The organism is Streptomyces sp. NBC_01439 (assembly GCF_036227605.1).
GTDB lineage: Bacteria > Actinomycetota > Actinomycetes > Streptomycetales > Streptomycetaceae > Streptomyces.
This window is the reverse complement of the sequence record NZ_CP109487.1, coordinates 2,359,224-2,375,528: the sequence shown is the minus strand read 5'-3', so window position 1 is coordinate 2,375,528 and position 16,305 is coordinate 2,359,224. Positions and strand designations below refer to the sequence as shown.

The 16,305-nt window shown below is 71.5% G+C and carries 17 protein-coding genes and 1 pseudogene; 7 read left to right on the top strand and 11 right to left on the bottom strand.

Annotated elements, in window-relative coordinates; genetic code table 11:
• Window positions 1–26: 26 nt before the first annotated feature.
• Genes OG207_RS10410 through OG207_RS10390 form a run of 5 tightly spaced genes read right to left on the bottom strand, consistent with a single transcriptional unit; the run spans window position 27 to window position 5,223 of the window.
• Window positions 27–1,142 carry a DegT/DnrJ/EryC1/StrS family aminotransferase gene (locus tag OG207_RS10410; protein WP_329097936.1) on the bottom strand — a complete coding sequence of 372 codons (1,116 nt, stop codon included), beginning with the start codon at window positions 1,140–1,142 and terminating at the stop codon, window positions 27–29.
• Entirely contained in the window at window positions 1,139–1,912 is a 774-nt protein-coding gene (locus OG207_RS10405) for a NeuD/PglB/VioB family sugar acetyltransferase (protein ID WP_329097934.1), read from the bottom strand. The genes OG207_RS10410 and OG207_RS10405 overlap by 4 nt, the downstream gene beginning before the upstream one ends.
• Window positions 1,909–3,063: a DegT/DnrJ/EryC1/StrS family aminotransferase gene (locus OG207_RS10400; RefSeq protein WP_329097932.1), complete on the bottom strand. Its 1,155-nt coding sequence runs from the start codon at window positions 3,061–3,063 to the stop codon at window positions 1,909–1,911. The genes OG207_RS10405 and OG207_RS10400 overlap by 4 nt, the downstream gene beginning before the upstream one ends.
• Window positions 3,060–4,055, bottom strand: coding sequence for an NAD-dependent epimerase/dehydratase family protein (locus OG207_RS10395; RefSeq protein WP_329097931.1), 996 nt, complete (start codon window positions 4,053–4,055; stop codon window positions 3,060–3,062). The genes OG207_RS10400 and OG207_RS10395 overlap by 4 nt, the downstream gene beginning before the upstream one ends.
• 58 nt (window positions 4,056–4,113) lie before the next feature.
• A complete protein-coding gene (locus tag OG207_RS10390; RefSeq protein WP_329097929.1) occupies window positions 4,114–5,223 on the bottom strand; it encodes a Gfo/Idh/MocA family protein in 1,110 nt (369 codons plus the stop codon).
• A 373-nt stretch (window positions 5,224–5,596) separates the two neighbouring features.
• On the opposite strand from OG207_RS10390, the gene OG207_RS10385 reads away from it, so the two are divergent.
• From OG207_RS10385 to OG207_RS10375, 3 genes are all read left to right on the top strand, one after another.
• A complete protein-coding gene (locus OG207_RS10385; protein ID WP_329097927.1) occupies window positions 5,597–6,481 on the top strand; it encodes a glycosyltransferase in 885 nt (294 codons plus the stop codon).
• 128 nt (window positions 6,482–6,609) lie between these two features.
• Complete coding sequence (locus OG207_RS10380) at window positions 6,610–8,067, top strand: MFS transporter (RefSeq protein WP_329097926.1); 1,458 nt, start codon at window positions 6,610–6,612, stop codon at window positions 8,065–8,067.
• A 2-nt stretch (window positions 8,068–8,069) separates the two neighbouring features.
• Window positions 8,070–9,083, top strand: a complete 1,014-nt coding sequence (locus tag OG207_RS10375) for a TolB family protein (protein WP_402694671.1) — start codon at window positions 8,070–8,072, stop codon at window positions 9,081–9,083.
• Between the two features lie 16 nt (window positions 9,084–9,099).
• Here OG207_RS10375 and OG207_RS10370 read toward each other — a convergent pair whose 3' ends face one another.
• Window positions 9,100–9,960: an alpha/beta hydrolase family protein gene (locus OG207_RS10370; RefSeq protein WP_329097922.1), complete on the bottom strand. Its 861-nt coding sequence runs from the start codon at window positions 9,958–9,960 to the stop codon at window positions 9,100–9,102.
• Window positions 9,961–10,093: 133 nt separating this feature from the next.
• Here OG207_RS10370 and OG207_RS10365 point away from each other — a divergent pair, with 133 nt between their 5' ends.
• Window positions 10,094–10,522, top strand: coding sequence for a hypothetical protein (locus OG207_RS10365; protein WP_329097920.1), 429 nt, complete (start codon window positions 10,094–10,096; stop codon window positions 10,520–10,522).
• A 161-nt stretch (window positions 10,523–10,683) separates the two neighbouring features.
• Here the strand turns inward: OG207_RS10365 and OG207_RS10360 are convergent, their stop codons facing one another.
• The 4 genes and pseudogenes from OG207_RS10360 to OG207_RS10345 all read right to left on the bottom strand — a co-directional run bounded on the left by OG207_RS10360 (window position 10,684) and on the right by OG207_RS10345 (window position 13,072).
• Window positions 10,684–10,980, bottom strand: a complete 297-nt coding sequence (locus tag OG207_RS10360) for a DUF6087 family protein (RefSeq protein WP_329097917.1) — start codon at window positions 10,978–10,980, stop codon at window positions 10,684–10,686.
• 26 nt (window positions 10,981–11,006) lie between these two features.
• Window positions 11,007–11,653: pseudogene (locus tag OG207_RS10355) on the bottom strand (ATP-grasp peptide maturase system methyltransferase); the annotation flags it as partial.
• A 109-nt stretch (window positions 11,654–11,762) separates the two neighbouring features.
• Window positions 11,763–11,915: a hypothetical protein gene (locus tag OG207_RS10350; RefSeq protein ID WP_329108305.1), complete on the bottom strand. Its 153-nt coding sequence runs from the start codon at window positions 11,913–11,915 to the stop codon at window positions 11,763–11,765.
• A gap of 740 nt (window positions 11,916–12,655) precedes the next feature.
• On the bottom strand, window positions 12,656–13,072 hold the full coding sequence (locus OG207_RS10345; RefSeq protein ID WP_329107529.1) for an ATP-binding protein: 417 nt from the start codon (window positions 13,070–13,072) through the stop codon (window positions 12,656–12,658).
• Window positions 13,073–13,319: 247 nt separating this feature from the next.
• On the opposite strand from OG207_RS10345, the gene OG207_RS10340 reads away from it, so the two are divergent.
• Both OG207_RS10340 and OG207_RS10335 read left to right on the top strand, forming a co-directional pair.
• On the top strand, window positions 13,320–14,570 hold the full coding sequence (locus OG207_RS10340; RefSeq protein ID WP_329097915.1) for an XRE family transcriptional regulator: 1,251 nt from the start codon (window positions 13,320–13,322) through the stop codon (window positions 14,568–14,570).
• Window positions 14,561–15,082: a GNAT family N-acetyltransferase gene (locus OG207_RS10335; protein WP_329097913.1), complete on the top strand. Its 522-nt coding sequence runs from the start codon at window positions 14,561–14,563 to the stop codon at window positions 15,080–15,082. Before OG207_RS10340 ends, OG207_RS10335 begins: the two co-directional genes overlap by 10 nt.
• A 205-nt stretch (window positions 15,083–15,287) precedes the next feature.
• Here OG207_RS10335 and OG207_RS10330 read toward each other — a convergent pair whose 3' ends face one another.
• Window positions 15,288–15,575, bottom strand: coding sequence for a hypothetical protein (locus tag OG207_RS10330; RefSeq protein ID WP_329097911.1), 288 nt, complete (start codon window positions 15,573–15,575; stop codon window positions 15,288–15,290).
• A 213-nt stretch (window positions 15,576–15,788) separates the two neighbouring features.
• Between OG207_RS10330 and OG207_RS10325 the strand changes: the two genes are divergently transcribed.
• Window positions 15,789–16,160, top strand: a complete 372-nt coding sequence (locus tag OG207_RS10325; protein WP_329097909.1) for a hypothetical protein — start codon at window positions 15,789–15,791, stop codon at window positions 16,158–16,160.
• Window positions 16,161–16,305 lie beyond the last annotated feature (145 nt).

Sequence of the window (16,305 nt, the reverse complement as noted above, 5' to 3'; positions counted from 1 at the left end):
ACCTCATTGTTTGCGTGAGCGCGGGGTCAGCGCAGGGCGTTGCGGAGCGTTTCCACGACCCGCTGCTGCTGGTCAGCGGTGATCTGCGGGAAGAGGGGGAGCGAAAGCATCCGGTCCGCCGCCTGTTCGGCGTGCGGGAAGTCGCCCCGGCCGTGGCCGAGATGACCGAAGGCCGGGGTCAGGTGGACCGGCGCCGGGTAGTGCACGCCCGCGCCGATGCCCTCAGCGTTGAGCTTGCCGACGACGGCGTCGCGGTCCGCCCCGGTGACCCGTACGACGTACAGGTGCCACACGTGGACGTTGCCCCCGGCGGTGACCGGCAGGGTGAGCCGCCCGGCGGCCGCGAGGTCGCCCAGCAGCTCGTCGTAGCGGGCGGCGGCGGCCCGGCGGGCCGCGTTCCCCTCGGCCAGCCGGGCCAGCTTCGCCCGCAGGACCACGGCCTGCAGGCCGTCGAGCCGGCTGTTGAAGCCGGCCACGTCGTGGCGGTACTTGGCGATGCCGCCGTGGTTGGCCAGGGCCCGGATCAGGTCCGCGCTCTCTTCGTCGTCGGTCACCACCGCGCCCGCGTCGCCGTACGCGCCCAGGTTCTTGCCCGGGTAGAAGCTGGTCGCGGCGATTCCCCCGCTGCCGGGGGAGCGGCCGCCCTGGGTCGCGCCCTGGCTCTGCGCGGCGTCCTCGACGACCTTCACGTGCGCCGGCAGCCCGGCCGCCAGGGCCGCGGTGTCCGCGCACTGCCCGTAGAGGTGGACGGGGACCACCGCGCGGGTGGCCGCGCCCACGGCTTCCAGGGCGGCCCGGGGATCCATCAGCAGGGTGTCGGGGAGGCAGTCGACCAGCACCGGCCGGGCACCGATCCGGGCGACGGCGCCCGCGGTGGCGATGAAGGTGTTCGCGGGCAGCACCACCTCGTCGCCGACGCCCACCCCGCTGGCACGCAGGGCGAGTTCGAGGGCGTCGGTGCCGTTGGCGACACCCACGCAGTGCCCCACCCCCGCGAAATGGGCGTACTCGCGCTCGAAGGCGCGGACCTCCGCACCGCCGATGAAGGCGGTGTCGGCGAGCACACGGTCGAAGCCCGCCCGTAATTCCTCGGCGACCTCGGCGTGCGCCGCCTTCAGGTCGACCAGCGGTATCTGGTTCATGCGACTGTGCTCCCCATCCGTGTCTCCGGCCAACGGCCGGCCGTCTCCTCGCCATCGGCCCGCAGCTCGTCGAGCGCCGGGCCCCCCGCCGCGCGCAGCCGGCGGGCGGGGCTTCCGGCCCACACCTCGCCGGGCGGCACGTCGGCCAGGACCGTGCTTCCCATACCGGTCAGCGACCAGGCGCCGACCGACGTGCCCTCGCGCACCAGCGCTCCCGCGCCCACGTACGCACCGCGCCCCAGCCGCACCCCGCCGCCGAGGCGGACGCCCGAGGCGAGCGTGGCGAAGTCCCCGACCCGGTCGTCGTGGGTGAGCACCACGTGCGGCATCACCGCCACGTGGGACCCGAGCCGGACGGCGGCCGTCAGCACGCAGTGCGCGAGCAGGACCGAGCCCGCGCCGAGCAGCGAGGACCGCGAGACCATCGCCGTCGGATGGACCACCGTGGCGTAGCGGCTCCCGGGCAGCCCCAGGCGCCGCACCAGCCGGGCCCGTACGGCGTAGTCGCGCGGACTGCCCGCGCAGACCACCACCCGGGCCGCCGGCAGCTCGTGCACGAGGTGGCTGCCGCCCAGCACCGGCACCCCGTCGACCTCCCGGCCGTGCAGGCCCGGATCGTCGTCGAGGTGCCCGGCGAGGCGCCACCGCGGAGCACGGCCGTACGCGGCCGCCGCGGCGGCCGCGTCCAGGACCGCCTGGGCGGTCTCGCGGGCGAACCCGCCCGCGCCGACGATCAGCAGGTCCTCGGTCCGCTGCGGCGGGCCGCTCATCCGCCCGCCCGTTCGCGCAGCACCGCCACCACCCGGTCCTGCTGTTCCCGCGTCATCGTGTGGAACAGCGGCAGGATCAGGGAGTCGCGGCTGATCCGCTCGGTCACCGGCAGCGGCGCCGCGCCGTGGTCCGCGTACGCGGGCTCCAGGTGCGAGGCCATGATCCCGCGCCGGGCCGAGATCCCGGCCTCGGAGAGCGCCGCGAGCAGGTCGTCCCGGCCGACGGGGAAGTCCTCGGCCGGCAGCACCCAGTACGACTGGAAGTTGCCCTGGCCGTGACCGGGGTCCCGGAGCGGTCGTAGGCCCGGGATCCCGCTCAGCAGCTCCGTGTACCGGGCCGCGAGCGAGCGCCGCCGGGCCACGATCTCGTCCAGCTTGCCGAGCTGCACCAGACCGACCGCGGCCTGGATGTCGGTCATCCGGTAGTTGTAGCCGACCTCCAGGTAGCTCTCCACGACCGGTTTGCTGCTCGCGTGGCGCTGCGCGGCGGACACGTTCATGCCGTGCTCGCGCAGCCGGCGCAGCCGCTCCGCCCACTGCGCGTCGTCCGTGGTCAGCATGCCGCCCTCGCCGGTGGTGATCACCTTGCGGGGGTGGAAGGACCAGGCGGCGAGCAGGGCGCCGTGGCCCACCGATTTGCCGCCGACCGTCGCGCCGATGCCACAGGCCGCGTCCTCGACGAGGGCCACGTCCCAGTCGGCGCACACGGCGCGCAGCGCGTGCACGTCCGCGGGCACCCCGCCCTGGTGGACGGCGATCACCGCCTTGGTCCTCGGGGTGCGGACCGCGTCCACGGTGGCCGGGGTGAGGTTGCCGGTGGCCTCCTCGACGTCCGCGAACACCGGCCGGGCGCCCACGTAGCGCACCGCGTTGGCGGTGGCGATGAACGACAGCGAGGGGACGATCACCTCGTCGCCGGGACCGAGGTCCAGGGCGATCAGGGACAGGTGCAGGGCGGTGGTGCACGAGCTCACCGCGATCCCGTGCTCGGCGCCCACCCGCTCGGCGAAGGCCCGTTCGAACTCGGCGACCCGGGGGCCCTGGGCCACCCAGCCGGAGAGCACGGCGTCGGCGGCGGCCTTCGCCTCCTCCTCGCCCAGCCAGGGCACCATCACCGGGATCCGGGCGGGGGCGGTGTCCGGGGCGCTCATCGGCCCGCCTCCGAGGCCGCCGCGTCGGCGGCGCGCTCGGCCCGCCACCACTGCACCAGGTCCCGCAGGCCGGTGCGCAGGTCGATCTCGGCGGTGAAGCCGAGCCGCTCCGCGGCCTGCGAGGTGTCCGCGAGCCGGCGGGTGACGCCGTTCACGGCGCGGGCCGGACCGTGCTCGGGCACCAGGCCCTCGGCGCCCATCGCCTCCAGCAGGCCGTGCGCGAGCTGGAGCAGGCTGGTCTCGGTGCCGCTCGCGACGTTGAACACCTCGTCGGTCAGGTCCGATTCGGCGGCCAGCAGGTTGGCGCGCGCGATGTCCCGGACGTCGACGAAGTCCATGGTCTGCAGGCCGTCGCCGAGGATCAGCGGCGGCTCGCCCGAGGCGATCCGCTCCATCCAGCGGATCAGCACCTCGGTGTAGAGGCCGTGGATGTCCATCCGGGGCCCGTACACGTTGAAGTAGCGCAGGGCCACGTAGTCCAGCCCGTACATGGAGTGGAAGCTGCGCAGCACCCCCTCGTTGAAGGCCTTCGCCGCACCGTAGAAGGTGTCGTTGTTGTACGGGTGGTGGCGCTCGGTGGTCGGGAACTGCTCGGCCAGGCCGTAGACCGAGGCCGAGGACGAGGCGATCACCTTGCCCACCCCGGCGGCCGCGGCCGCCTCCAGCACGTTGAAGGTGCCGTCCACCATGACCTCGTTTGCCAGCCGCGGCTCCTCGGCGCACTGGGTGATCCGGATGGCGGCGAGATGGAACACCAGCTCGGCGCCCTCGGTCGCCTTGCGCACCGCGGCCACGTCGCGGATGTCGCCCTCGACGACCTCCACCACCCCGCTCGGCAGGGCGCGGGCCAGGTTGGCCGTCCGCCCCCGCACGAAGTTGTCGAGCACCACGACTTCGCGTGCTCCGTTGTCCACCAGCAGGTCCACCAGGTGCGAGCCGATCGTGCCCGCCCCTCCCGTGACCAGAATCCTCTTGCCTCGTACGCTGCTCAACGCCCTGCCCCCACTGAATGTTCGGTCGTGGTCTTGCACGTGATCGGACTGCGGGCGGTCAACGCCCGGTGCGCAGTCCGACGACCGCTCCGCGGAACTCCAGGCTCCGGGAGGCGGCTTCCAGGATGTCCAGCACCTTCAGTCCCGCCCGGCCGTCCGTCAGCGGCGGCCGTCCCGTCCTGATGGACGTGGCGAACTCCTCGACCATGCTGCGCAGGGCCTCCTTCTCGCCGATCGCGGGCGCCACCATGTCGCCGCTCCGGTAGGAGACGAGCATGTCCCGGCGCTCGTCCGCGCCTATCTCCTGCGGGGCGCTCAGGTCCACTCCGCGGTCGAACACCGCGACGCGCTGGGTGGGGTTGAGGTCGTCCCACACCAGCGTGCGCTTGGACCCGCCGACCATGGTGGTGCGCACCTTGGTCGGGGAGAGCCAGTTGACGTGCACGTGCGCGATGGCGCCGGTGCTCAGCTGGAGCGTCAGATAGGCCACGCAGGACTGGCCGGCCCCGATGGGATCGGCTCCGTGCGCGGCGACGGCGACCGGCTGCACGTGGTCCGGGAGGATGAAGTCCAGGACGGAGAGGTCGTGGGGGGCCAGGTCCCACAGGACGTCGATGTCCTTCTGGACGAGCCCCAGGTTGATCCGTACCGAGTCCACGTAGTGGATCTCGCCGAGTTCGCCGGAGCGGACCATCTCGCGGATCCGGCCCACCGCCGGCGTGTAGCAGTAGGTGTGGTCGCACATCAGCGTGAGGCCGCGTTCCTCGGCCTCGTTCACCAGCCGCAGCCCGTCCTCGTACGTGGCGGCGAGGGGCTTCTCCACGAGGACGTGCTTGCCGGCGCGCAGCGCGGCCAGTGCGACGTCGAGGTGCGTTCCCGCCGGGGTGGCCACGGCGACCGCGTGGACCTCCGGGTCGGCGAGGACCGCCTCGTAGTCACCGGTCGCCTGGACCGTGGAGTACGCGCCGAGCACCTGCCGGGCCCGGTCCACGTTCAGGTCGCAGAGCCAGCGCAGCCGGAACTGATCGCTGGACTGGAAGTTGCGGACGAGATTGGGGCCCCAGTAGCCCGCGCCGACCACGGCGACACCTAAGGGGGCGGACCCCTTGCCGGCGGCGCCCGTCTTCCGTCCCGTGTCCTGCCCCGCGTCCTTCGCGGTGTCCTTCACGGCGTTTCCCTTCCTTCCGCGCACGCCGGGCGGCGTGTCGCCAACTCATGGCCGGGACGCGTGTGTTGGAGGGAGATGCCGTCGACGGCAGCACGGACGCCCGTGCGTCCCGTGCGTGACCTGCTCAACGGTGATGGCCCCCCACAACCGATGCCCTACGTGAACCGTGTGCTTCGCCCCCCGGCCCGGCCGCCTGTTCCCCACAAGCAGGCCGAACCCGTACCGCTTACCGCCTATGCCCGCCGCCGGACACCGGTTCCGCCGAAGCGTGCCGATTCCGGTCGGCGCCGCTCAATCTAGTCCACCGGGCGTACCCCCGGGCAGAGTTGACGTAATCGCCTGGAGCGGGTGTTCGACCGTGCATACTGCCCGGGTGACCAGCATCGTGATACCGGCCCACAACGAAGGCCGGGTCATCGGCCGCCTCCTCGACGCGCTCCTGGCCGACACCTCGGTGTCCGGGCCCGACATCGTCGTGGTGTGCAACGGCTGTACGGACGACACCGCCCGCGTGGCGGGCGAGCGCGGCGACCGCGTACGGGTGGTCGAGATCCCGACCCCTTCCAAACACCGGGCACTTAGGGTCGGCGACGAGCACGCGCGGGGCTTCCCCCGGCTGTACGTGGACGCCGACGTCGTCGTCGGGGCCGCCGACGTGGGGGCCCTGGTGGGCGCCCTGGACCGGAGCCCGGAGCTGCTCGCCGCCGCCCCCGGCCGGGACGTCCCGTTGGGCGGCTGCGCCTGGCCGGTGCGGGCGTACTACCGGGTGTGGCAGCGGCTGCCCGCCGTCCGCGAGGGGCTCTTCGGCCGGGGGGTCATCGCCGTGACCGAGGCGGGGCACGCGCGGATCGCCGCGCTGCCCCCGCTGATGGCCGACGACCTGGCCGCGTCCCTCGCCTTCGGGCCCGGGGAGCGGCGCGTGGTCGAGGAGGCCCGGGTGGTCGTCCGGCCGCCGCGCACCTGGTCCGACCTGATCAGGCGGCGGGTCCGCGCGGCGACCTCCTCCGCCGAGTTCGAGCGCTTCCAGGCGGCGCGGCGGGCCGGGGCGCCGGGGGCGCCACCGGAGCAGGTGTCGGAGCAGACCGCGCGCACCGGCACGGCCGATCTGCGCGCCCTGCTGCGGGCCCAACCGGCGCTGTTGCCGGGGGTGGTGGTGTTCGTGGTGGCCGCGCTCGCCGCCCGCCGGGGATCCCGGAAGGCCATCCGCGACCAGGACTTCTCCACCTGGCTGCGGGACGAGAGCAGCCGGGAGGGCTGAACCCCCGGCCGATCCGGGGGCGTACGGCCGAATCTGTTCGTACGCCGCACCGTTGGCCCGTACAACCATTAGGGTTCCACTCGCACGTTCGAGTGAACTCAGTCCGTCGGCATCGGGAGCTCCAGAGCATGTACCTCGCGGACCGCTCCGCGCCCGCGCCCGAGGGTGCGAAGACCGCTGCGGACCGGGGACCCGTCCGGGCCCCCGCGGTCGCCTCGACCGTCCTCGCCCTGGGCACGGTCAGCATGATCACCGACATCTCCTCCGAGATGGTCACCGCCGTCCTGCCCCTGTACCTGATCGCCGGCCTGGGCCTGAGCCCCCTCGGCTTCGGCGCGCTGGACGGCGTCTACAACGGGGTCAGCGCCCTCGTGCAGCTGACCGGCGGCCACCTCGCCGACCGGGTCCGCAACCACAAGTTGATCGCCGGCATCGGCTACGGCCTGTCGGCCCTGTGCAAACCGCTGCTCCTGTTCGCCCACAGCCTGGGCCCGATCAGCGTGATCCTCACGCTGGAACGCACCGGCAAGGGACTGCGCACCGCCCCGCGCGACGCGCTGATCTCGCTGTCCACACCGCCCGAGTTACAAGGGCGCGCCTTCGGCGTGCACCGGGCGATGGACACCACCGGGGCGCTGCTCGGCCCGCTCGCCGCCTTCTTCATCCTGAGCCTGACGGTCGACGGCTACGACGCGGTCTTCGGCGTCAGCGCCTGCATCGCCGTACTCGGTGTCGTGGTGCTCATGCTGTTCGTCCCCTCCGGCGGCGACGCCCGGCCCGGGCCGTCCCGCGGAGCCACGGCCACCGCCGCCACCACTGCCACCACCACTGCCACGGCCACCGCTTCGGCCACCGCTTCGGCCACGGTCACCACCACTGCCACGGCCACCACAGGCGCCGCCGCCGCCGTCCCCGGTGCGGACCGGCCGGCCCCGGTACGACTGCGCGACGCGCTCGGCCTGTTGCGCCTGCCCCGCCTGCGCAACCTGGCCGTCTGCGCCGTCCTGTTGGGCCTGACCACCGTCAGCGACGCCTTCGTCTACCTGCTCCTGCAACGCCGCACCGGCATCGGCGACCAGTGGTTCTCGCTCCTGCCGCTGGGCACCGCCGCCATGTTCCTGCTGCTCGCCGTGCCCGCCGGAGCCCTCGCCGACCGGATCGGCCGGCGCACCGTCTTCCTCATCGGCCACGCCCTCCTGCTGGCCGGCTACGGGCTGCTGCTGTGGGCCCCCGCCTGGCCCGCCCTGCCCTACCTCGTCCTCGCCCTGCACGGCATGTTCTACGCCGCCACGGACGGCGTGTTGCCCGCCGCCGTCGCCGCCACCGTCCCCGCCGAGCTGCGCGCCACCGGCATGGCCCTGGTCGGTACCGGCCAGGCGCTGGCCCGCTTCGGTTGCTCGCTGGCCTTCGGCGCGGCCTGGACGCTCTGGGGCACCGGCCCGGCACTGGCCGCCGCCGCGGTCGGCCTGCTGTGCTGCGCCGCCGTCGCCGGCTTCGTCCTGCGCCCGGCAGGGCCCCAGGACACCCGACCCCAACCGAACCCCGAGCCCAAGCCCGATCCGAAGTCCGTGAGGCCCCCCAGATGACGCTGTCGAAGTCACGCCGCCTGCTCGTCCTCGCGGTGGCGGTGCTGCTGCTCGGGGGTCTTGGCGCCGCGCTGGTGCTGCGCTCCGCCACCCGCGACGACGAGCCGTCGACGGGCGGCCCGACGGTTACCGCCGGGACCGTCACGCTCGACCGGCCCGGCTCCCTGACCTTCCTCAACGGCGGGCAGGGACCGCACCGCGGAACCCTCGCCTCGGTCCCGGCCGACGCACCCGAGTCCGCGCGGACCGCCTCCGAACTGGGCTGCCAACGCTTCTACGCCGCCGCGGGCACCGGCGTGTGCCTGCGCTCCACGCCCGGCGCGCTCGCCCAGGACAACAAGGCCCTGATCGTCGACTCCGAACTGCGCACGCTGCGCAGCTTCCCCCTCGCGGGCACCCCGAGCCGGGCCCGCGTCTCGCCCAGCGGCCGGTTCGCCGCCTGGACCGTCTTCGTCTCCGGCGAGTCCTACGGCGCCGCGTTCTTCTCCACCCGTACCGCGATCGTGGACACCCGCACCTGGAAGCTGGAGGCGAACCTGGAGGAGTTCGCCATCGACATGGACGGTCGGGAGCACCGCGCCCAGGACGTCAACTTCTGGGGGGTCACCTTCTCCAAGGACGACGACACCTTCTACGCCACCGTCTCCACCGGCGGCGAAACCCACCTGGTCAAGGGATCGATCTCGGGGCGCAGCGTCAAGACCCTGGCCAAGAACGTCGAATGCCCCTCCCTGTCCCCGGACGAGACGCGCATCGCCTACAAGAAGCGGGTCCGGGCCGGCGCCTCGCTGTGGCGCGAGCACGTGATGGACCTCGGGACGCTGCGCGACCACGCGCTCGCGGAGAAGCGCAGCGTGGACGACCAGGCCGCCTGGCTCGACGACCGCACGCTCGCCTACGGCCTGCCCACCGACGGCGCCGCCGACAGCACGGACCTGTGGACCGTGCCCGCCGACGGCAGCGGCGCCCCGCGCCTGCTGGCCCCCGGAGCCTCCTCCCCGGCCCGGCTCGGCTGACACCGCCGAGGGGGTGTCAGGACCGGTCCACGAAGTCCCGTACCCGGTCGACGAGTACGGCGTTGTCGCGGATCCAGCCGTAGTGCCGGCCGCCCGGAGCGCCTTCGCCGAGCGCGAGTTCCTCGTACGTCACCCGCGCGCTCGTGAGCTTGTCGCAGAGCCCCCGCACCCCGCCTGGCGGTGCCATGGGGTCGCCCTCGATGGCCACCGCCAGCACCGGCAGGTCCATCGCGGCCAGCCGGGGCTCGAAGTCCACCGGTGAGGACGGTACGTCGTAGCGGCCCGTCCGGACCTGCGCAGCCATGTCCCGCAGGACCTGCGCGGAGTCGTTCCCCAGCACCCCCAGGCGGCGGCCGGGGAAGTACCCGTACGCGGTGGCGAAGACGGCGGCCAGTTGGAACCCCGCGAGCATGCCCAGGCTCTGCGGGAAGGGCCAGCCGCGGTAGTGGCAGGACGGGGCGCCGACCAGGATCGCGCCCGCGGCCATGTGCGGCTCCTGGCTGAGGTAGAGCACGCCGAGCTGCCCGCCGAGGCTGTGCCCGAGCAGGTGGCGCGGCGCCCCGGGGAAGGCGGCCGAGACGGCCCGGAACAGTGCGGGGTAGTCGTAAGCGACCATCTCGTGGTAGCCGTAGCGCACTCCGCGCCGCACCTGGACCGAGCTCGTGCCCTGCCCCCGCAACTCCCCGAGGGCCACCTGGAACCCCGCCTCGACGAGGGCCTCCGCCAGGGGCGTGTAGGAGACGGCCCTGGTGCCCATGGCGGGCATGCACACCAGTACCGGTGCCGACGGATCGTCGGGCCTTCGGTGGAGCCGGACCCGGACCGTGGCCCCGTCCTCGGAGCGCACCGTCTCCGTGGTCACTTCGGCGGTTGACATGACCGACCTCCCTCGCTCGTGGCCATCCTGCGCACCTCGCGGACCACGTCCAACGGTGCTCGGCCTCGGCCCCGTTGGCCGCCGGCCCGTGGCAGTATGGCCCGGACGTACCTCCGGAAGTGCTGGTGCTGAAGTGACCCGAACGTTCAAGTACCGGTTCAGGAGCCCGCTCGGCGGGCTGGCGGCGGACCTCTCGGCACGGGCCGTGTCGCCGGGCGGAGCGGCGGTTCCGTCCGTGGGGATCTACCGGGGAGTCCGCGTGCTGCTTCCCGCGACGGGCATGTACTGGGAGGACCTGGCCTGGCTCTCCTTCGTTGTCGCGCTCCGTGGCGAGGAGCTGTGCGCCAGGCATCCGGAGGGCGTGTACCTCGACATCGTCTCCCTCGACTTCCCGCTGACCGACTACCGGCCGGAGGTCGCCGCCCTCGCCATGGACGGATGGCTGCGCGAGGAGTTCGACCTGCCCGACACCGGAATCGCCTGCTCGTACTCGGGCGGCGCGGACCCGTACGCCTTCGCATGGGGCGGTGCGGAGCCGCCGCTACGGAGCCCGTGGCCGTAATGAACGGCATCGTGTTCCTCGCCTCGTTCCTGCGGACCGGCCGTCTGCACGGAATCGGCATCGGCTCCACCCTCGGCGAGGTCGACCGGGCCGTCCACCACCGCTTCGCCAGAGCTCCGGCTCGTTCACCTCGGGTGAGGGACGAGCCGGGGCTGTGGCGCCTACGGCTTTCGGTGTCGGCCCTTGCCCGGGGCGAGTGGCTGGCCCATGCGGTTGGGCGAGGGGTCAGTAGTAGGGGTGTTGGCCTCGGGAAACAGGATGCGCTTGGTCTCGGTGAGACTGGCGGCGAACGCGTAGGGCTCCCAGTCGTGCCCGTTCCACCGTTCGATCGCGCGCGGCGCATCAGGCTGCACATGGGAACCCTTCGGGCTGTCGCCCGAGACGATCGGGATGGCTCGTAGTCGCCCGATCTTTGCGTTCCGACGCTCCGCCCACTCCGAAAGGGGTTCCTCGTCCATGCGCCAACCCTAGCGTCGCTGCCTGATCAGTAGGCGGCGTCGAGGCGGTGCTCCCAGCGCAGCTCGGGTTGATCATCGATCCAATACGTGTGGGACCTTTTTGTGATCCGGAGCCGTACAGCGGTGATATCGGGACTGCCGGCGCTCTGCCACGCGCCCAGGGTCCGCTCGATCTTGTCCCACAGGGCGACGGGGCCACCCTGGCGGACGATCCAACCATCGCTGTCCGCCTTGAATTCGGCGAAGGACTCGCGCTCAGGATCGAAGAGGTACAGGAGTCGCGCGCCGTCGCTCGTGGCCGCGCGTACGAAGTGTGCGCCGGGGACGAGAGCTGTGCAAGAAATGCGGGCACCCACTCCTCCAGCAAGAGCGGTGCCACCCTGGCCGCTCGCTCACTGTCGGCGTAGGCAGTGCGGGCCGACAGATCACCGGCCACGGGGGTCACTGCCTGGGCGCGAGCCTGCATGAACGAGGACCGTCCGACAATCGCCCCCTCGGCGGTGCCGTCGTCGCCGACCGTCACCTTGGCGAGACCGGTTCCCCAAGGCCATGAGCCCACAGTGCTGAGGACGATGCCGCCTGGCTTCGTCTGCCTGACCCAGGTGTACGGGATGCGGCGGACCGCACAGGTGGCGATGATCCGATCGTACGGCGCCCGGCGTGGCTGGCCGAGGGATGGGCTGTTGGATGGCGCGGCCGACCTCGGGGAAGCCGACCGCGCCGGGCCGCCCGGCTCGACCTGTCCAGGGTTGTTCCGGGCGGAGCATGTGGGTGCGGCCGTGCTAGGCGATAAGCAGGGCGTACGCGCCGAGCAGCTCGGCGGTCTCGCTTTCGACGCCCGTAGAGCCGTTCGCGCAGGGCTGCTCGGCGATGTCGGTGCCGCTCTCGACGACCTTGGGGGCGTCCGTCTCGGTCGTCTGGATGGTCGCGGGCATTGCGCGACCCCCTTTCTCTGGTAGGTCCCGACCCCGTTCGGTTCGGGACGCCCGTACGCCTGCCGCGCGGTCGGGCGTCCGCCGTCAATTGGGCTCTCGGCCGGTCGCTTGATCGCCGGCATCCCGCCGATGGCGGAAGCGTGAAGGGCGTGAGTCCGGCTTCGTCTGTACGGTGCGACAGCGTCCCTGATGCGTTGGAGGCCGCGACGCGCCTCCTCAAGCGCCTGCCGATCCGGCGGGAGCGCGGCCTGCACAACGCCCCGCAGCTCGTCGAGCCGTCGGTAAAGCTTTCGCTGTACGACGTGGCGGTACCAGAACTCCTCGACCACCCAAGCGATCCGACTGATCCTGTCGGGAAGCGAGGGGCGGGGCGGGTTGACGATGCGCTGCACGTTCCGCTCGTAGTTCGAGATCGGTTGCTTGTGGCGCTGCAAGTGCAGCCGTAGCCAGGCGATCGGTTGACTACGCACTGACGGCCTCCCTGGCGTCAGCCCCATGCCAGCCTTCCCGTTCGAGCAATGAGAGAAGGTCCCGCTCCGACACGAGCTGGCGGCGCATCACCTCCAGGAACCGCCGCCGGGTTGCGGTGTCCGTTGCCTCCAAGGCGTACTCGACGAGGTGGCCCTGCTCCGGTAACTCGTGCCCCAGGCTTCCCCCGGCTACCCCCAGGTCGTTCGATCCGCCAGACGGATGGGCACGGCGAACGAGTACGAACCTCCGAGGCTTCGCGTGCCTGCCCATCAGGCGCTCGCCTCGACGAATAGCTCTGCCCACACGACCTTGCCCCAGCGTCGACGGTCAACAGCCCAAACGTCAGCAAGGGACTCCACGATGACCAGCCCGCGGCCCGTCTCGTCCCCTGCCTCCGGACCGCCGACCAACGGCACTGCACGAGACTTGTCGGATACCGTCACACGCACCCGGTCTTCGGCCCGCCGCTGAATACTTACTCGCACCAGCGTGCATCCTCTGTGCTGTACGGAGTTGGCCACAAGCTCGGAGACGACCAGGAGTCCGCTGTCGATCAGGCTCTCGAGCCCCCAGGTGTTCAGGGCGGACCGGATCAAATGGCGGGCCCGACTGGCCGACTCGGCCTCGCAGGGCAACGTCTCGCTATAGCCGGGGACGTCAACGGCGCTGTATCTGGTCGCGATCATGATCAAGGGGTCTTCCCTTCGAGGGCGGTGGAGCACCTCATCGCCAAAGGGGGTGGGCGGGCGCTCTCCTCCATGCAGCCAGGCGCCATGGGCGGCGCCTGCCTCCTTACTGCGGCTTGCGACTAGGAAAGTTCACCGTCGGGCGGCCAGTGGGAACAGGTGAATTCCCAAGACGCACAAGGCGTGATCCCGGTGATTTTTACCTTCGCGGTATCGCCGTCACGGGTGACCCCGCTACCGTGCGGCTGTGGGAGAAAACCCCGAACTGGCCGCAGCAATGAACGACTGCCAGATGGGGCAGGCGGAATTAGCCAGACGCGTCAATGCCGAGATCGAGACCTTGACCGGTCAGCCCGGACACATGACGGACCGCGACGTCCGACGCTTGTTGGCTGGCCATACCCGGTGGCCGCACGCCAAGCAGCGGCTGAGTATCGAGCGCGTCCTTGGCCGTTCGGCGACCGACTTGGGTTTCGTCCCCCGGTCCAAGAAGGCAGCACAGGCACCTCCGGAGGACCCCATGCACCGCCGCTCCCTCTTCACCCTCGCCGTCGGAACAGCCGTTGCGGCTACGGTCGGCGCCACCCGACGCCTGGGCCAGAGCGACGTGCACCGTTTCGAGGCCGAGCACGCCAAGATCATCGCTCAGGACCAGGAATTCGGCGGCGCTCAGAAGGTCGAAAACGATGCGGTGGAGCTTGCCATGCGGATCAAGTCGGCCTTGGCCGGCGGCGGAGCTGCTTCAGCGCGGGTGCGGACCAAACTGTACTGCCTAGCCTCCGATGTGACGTGTTCCGCAGCATTCGCGGCGATTGATGCTCAAACCCGAAGCCGTGCCAGAGGCCACCGGGACACGGCCGTCACGTTCGCTGGTCTGTCCGGAGACAGCGAGACGCAGTACCACGTCTGGAACCACCTCTCGATGGTTGCCGGGCAGCGCAAGGACCACGCGGAGGCATCCGCAGCGGCTGACGCAGCGAAGAGCCTGTCCATCGCCAAGAAGGACCCGCTCTACGCCTCGCTCGCTCACATGAGAAACGCTCACGCTCATGCCGGCCGCAACGATCGCTCGGCAGCGGTGAAGGCCCTCGGGGCAGCGGAGCGGTCATTCGGTCGGCACACTCCCATCCAGCGACCGCCCTGGATCGAGTTCTTCGACGGGGCGGAGCTTGACGGGCTGACCTCGATCGTCTGGCTGCGGCTGAACGAACCGGACCGCGCTGAGTATCACCTGCATCGCGCGCTGGCTGCCATCCATCCCGACCGCGTGCGCAACCGGACGTACTACATCGCGCACCTGTCGCTGGCACAGGCTAGACAGGGGGACTTCGAATCGGCCTGCGCAACTGGCGATCGAGCGGCGGAGATCCTGGGGCGCGTCCGCGGCTCGAAGCGGACTACTGACACCCTGGCGAACGTCCGCAAGCTCATGGTGTCGTCGGGAACAAGGGAGCCCAGCGTCCTGGACTGGGCAGAGAGGTCACAGGCATGGATCTGAAGACGTATACCCGCGAGGACGCTGCCGACATCCGGGAGATGCTTCTCGATATGCACGATGCCGTCTACGACGGTGAGGAGGACCGCTTCCACGAGCGGGAACGCTTCGCCTGGTTCGTGGATCACTGGAGTGGCAATGAGACCTGGGCCTGCGTAGTCGGCTTCGACAAGGGTGCGCCCACGGGCTTCGCGTACGGTGCGGCCTTCAAGCCTGGCGGATGGTGGAAGACCTCGGACCGTCCCGACTCCGTTGCGCCGGAAGCCACCGTGTTCGCTCTGTCTGAGCTCATGATCATGGGGGAGTGGCGGAAGACCGGCGTGTCCACTCAGCTCCATGCGGCCCTCGTCGACAGTCGCGACGAGGATGTGGCCACCCTCCTGGTCGACGTGACCCACCTCAAGGTGCAGGCGCTCTACGAGTCATGGGGGTACGAGAAGGCTGGCGAGCAGAAGCCCTTCGACGATTCGCCCGTCTTCGCGATCATGGTCAAGAGGCTGACGGTGCCAGCCTGACGCACTGAGTAGCGATGCGGATGTCGACGGGACGACTTCGTACGAGTGTGGAGCGTCGGCCTATGGGCGCCCGTCCGGTCGGGCTGACCGTCCGGTGCCGGTAGCGGCCCGCGCCGTTGCGGATCGTGTCCGGGAGACGGTTCGGTTTCCATGGCTCGGCAGGCGCAGAGTTCCACGGGGCCCGGCCGCCCGGCGTCGGCGCTGATCAGTGTGCGAGGAGCCCGTTCACACAACCAGCGATGTAGGCGTCCGCCTCTGCGCCTTCGAGCCCGTCGGCCCGAGCAGGGTAGCCGCACAGATCCTTTGTCCTGGACAGGTCGGCGTCCGGCCAGCCACCTCCTTCATGCAGCGTGATGCCCATGACCCGGCCGTCCCGGTACGCGGGCGTCTCCTCCACGGGAGCGTCGGCGGAACAAGCCACCGTGGCCGCGGCCGCTGCGGCGAGCGTCCCGATACGCACCAGGAAGCCCCCGCCTCTTGTGCCCTGCTTCATCTGCCGCACCATTCGCCCACCCCTTGGCTCCCCGATTGTGCAGGTCAATCTAACGGTTGCGCATCCTGCACCTGCGACGGGCCGGCCCCTTCCTCTCGGGGACCCGCCCGGGGTCGGTGGCGGCCCCGGACGGCCCCGCTCCGATCTGGGCCGGTCGGGTGCTGGAGCGGCCCGGAGGGGATGGGGTGCGGCCCGAGCGGGCACGTGCAGACCATGGCCTTCGAACATCCCGCGAAGAAGGGCGGCCAGGGGCGGCTCGGACGGTTCGAGAAGCTGGCGGAGCTGGCCTCGAACTTCACCAGCTCGCCCGCCTTCTCCGTGTTCTGCGTCCTGCTGGTGGCCGGCTTCGTCGCGGCCCACCTCGCCCACCTGGACATGAGTTGGCAGCACCTGTTCGGCGACGCGATGGGCGCGGTCGCCCTGCTGCTCCTGGCCCTGCTGAAGAACTCCGAACGCCGGGCCGAGCACGCGATCCAGCGCAAACTCGACGCCATCGCCGCCGCCCTCCTGGAGCAGTACGAGGGCGAGCCGGGCCGCGCGCAGCGGGAGCTGGCCGAGGCCATCGGCATCGAGGACGGCGAGTAGCCGGCGTTCCCCTTGGGCCGAGCGGACCCCGGAACGGGCGCTTTCGAGTGACCCGCTGCGCGGGGCTCGGACGTGGGCGCCCCGAACTCCCCGACCATCTCAGGCGGCCGGTCATGTTCCGGCCACGGGCCGCCGACCAGGCCGG